A 2,353-nucleotide genomic window follows, 5' to 3' on the forward strand; every position below is an offset into this window, starting at 1 on the left:
TACCAGACGCTTCGCTTTTCCTTTGGCTGCCTTTAGCAATTTCTTCCCTGTCGCCTTTGCTTTCGTCAAGAGCTTTTTCGCAGCCGCTTTCGTTGCCTTCACCGCAGACTGAAGCAGCTTTTTCCCCTGCACAAGCTTCTTTTTCACCGCCGTGACGGCGTTGGACACCTTCTTTTTTATGGCGGCGACGGTCTGGGTTACTTTTTGCTTAACTGCCGTGACCGCCTTGCTCACTGTTTTTTTCACCGCTGTTACAGCGCTCGATACCGTTTTCTTTACCGCTGATACCGTCTGGGTTACCTTCTGTTTTGCTGCGGAGACGGCTTTGTTCACTGCAACGTTTGCATCGAATCCTTTTATAATATACTAACCCCACTAAAACAAAAAAACTCAAGGTTTATTATACCTTGAGGTCAGTACATATTAAAAATCGTCTGGATGAGACCATTCAAAATCATCTTCACTTAATTCCTTACGCTGATTAAGCATTTCCATAAAATTATTTAAAGTATCTTCTAATGCTTCAGAAATACTTATCCCAAATCCAACTCCACTTTCAGGAGAGCCATCTTCTATGCTCTTTAGTCTAATATTAGTAAACCCCGCAAAAGAACCATCAATTCTTTCAAATATTTTCACTTTAAACTTCCCATAAGGAGTCTTCCGTAATTCCCATATTTGAAATTCACCAACGCATTTCTCAATTCTTGCAATACCATCAATTTTAATATTTTTCCAATCACTCATTTTTCCACCGCCTATCACTGTTTTCCAAAAGAAATTATAGTTCCGTCTGGTGCTATATCAATATACTTTTCATTCTTTTTGTATCGAACTACTCCTTCAACCGCACCATCTACTCTGCTTTTTGTAACACCACGCAAATTTTGAGCAAAACTTTCGGCTTTCCTTATATACTGAGCAACATCTACCGCCCCTACTTCGTTACCATACTCCTTAAAATGTGCAATCGTAGAGTCACCGTTTGTACGGCTACCTTTTTGGTAATCGAGTCAAACCATTTCATAGCTTGGACCCAACGCCTGCATCGAATCCTTCTATAACATACTAAGGATAAAAATTAATTACTTAGAAACATTTAAGACATACGTCTAAATAATAGGAATTGGATTTAATTCTCTCTCCCTTTATAAACAAAAACCTAAGGAGAAATTTTTACCCCTTAGGTTTTTACTCCTTAATTACACAAATCCAAAATATCTGTAAAAACAGTACCTTCTAATCTAATCAATAAAATAGGTTTGTTTTGATTTGTTTTGAAAGGATATACCATCAATGCTAAATTCACCGTAAAAAACCTCTAATCTATCATTAAAAGGTAAGACAGATATTGGGTAACCATTTTCTATGCTATTAAAGTCGTTAGGTGAAAACTCAATCTCTACTTCATGTCCACAAAATGCGTAACTAAACTGTGTCTCTTTATACAGTTGTAATATGATATTAATAATATTCTGTGTAATCTTTTCTACTGAGCTTTTACTATGCTCTTCGAATAACTCTTCCCACTTTATATCAATTAAGAAGCCATAAAACCCTTCCTCTTTGTGAATAGATAGTTTCAAATTTTTCAAACTCTCATTAAACATGTCTGCAATTATATCCATATTTCCATAATATTTTTCAGTTAACATTGTAAAATCAACTTCGTTATTATTTACAATTTCCTCCCTCCAATTTTCACCTTCCTTATCTTCACTATACTTCACCTTTAGAAGAATAGCTCCTTTTTGAATAAAATATCTAGTAAGTTTTTTCAACTCATTTGACAACTTATTTCTATCTTCATACACCAAGGCTATTGATATATATCCACCCACTATATTTCACCTCAATCACTTCTTAATCTACTTTATCTTAATTCCATGATGTTTAGTATGAAAATCTAGCTGTTGTTGATTTAGCCTCCACCCACTAACAAAATTACCGTTTTTATCCACGAAAACAGCTAGATTTTTGTCTTTAATATATACAAATACATCTCCAGTACCACTTATTTTAGATTGGTAGATGTTATCTGCACTCTTAATATGGCTGTTCAAAACATTTTTGAATTTTGTTGCATTATTAGTATTGTAGTTTCCTTGAACTCCAAAGTCTGAAGCATGTTTAAATTTCTTTTGGAGTTGTGTATTAGAATAACTTATTGTAGAAGGAAGATTAACCTTCCTCTTAGGTACATTGTTAGGCGTCCTCTTAACACCGCCACCTCTAGGTAATCCTCTACCACCACCCGTAACGTTAAGAACCATATCCACGTACGGTAGAAGAGGTTTCGCCTTTTCATCTACCTTCCTTTTCATATTCTTCAACCCATTGATAGCAGGTTGTG

4 protein-coding genes are annotated in these 2,353 nt (G+C 35.4%); all 4 read right to left on the reverse strand.

Going from position 1 to position 2,353, the window contains the following annotated elements; genetic code table 11:
* The coding region (locus tag HMPREF0083_RS00825) for a hypothetical protein (RefSeq protein WP_021619009.1) at window positions 1-333 on the reverse strand (333 nt) is incomplete at its 3' end.
* A 90-nt stretch (window positions 334-423) separates the two neighbouring features.
* On the reverse strand, window positions 424-747 hold the full coding sequence (locus tag HMPREF0083_RS00830) for a hypothetical protein (protein WP_040301022.1): 324 nt from the start codon (window positions 745-747) through the stop codon (window positions 424-426).
* Between the two features lie 497 nt (window positions 748-1,244).
* Complete coding sequence (locus tag HMPREF0083_RS00835) at window positions 1,245-1,841, reverse strand: Imm64 family immunity protein (RefSeq protein ID WP_021619012.1); 597 nt, start codon at window positions 1,839-1,841, stop codon at window positions 1,245-1,247.
* A gap of 27 nt (window positions 1,842-1,868) precedes the next feature.
* Window positions 1,869-2,353: colicin D domain-containing protein (locus HMPREF0083_RS00840; RefSeq protein WP_021619013.1), on the reverse strand; the 485-nt coding region annotated here is incomplete at its 5' end.

This window comes from Aneurinibacillus aneurinilyticus ATCC 12856 (assembly GCF_000466385.1).
Lineage (GTDB): Bacteria > Bacillota > Bacilli > Aneurinibacillales > Aneurinibacillaceae > Aneurinibacillus > Aneurinibacillus aneurinilyticus.

What these genes read in the sequence shown, in the direction of transcription:
- HMPREF0083_RS00830 (WP_040301022.1), bottom strand. Translation starts at nt 747, where the DNA reads ATGAGTGATTGGAAAAATATTAAAATTGATGGTATTGCAAGAATTGAG.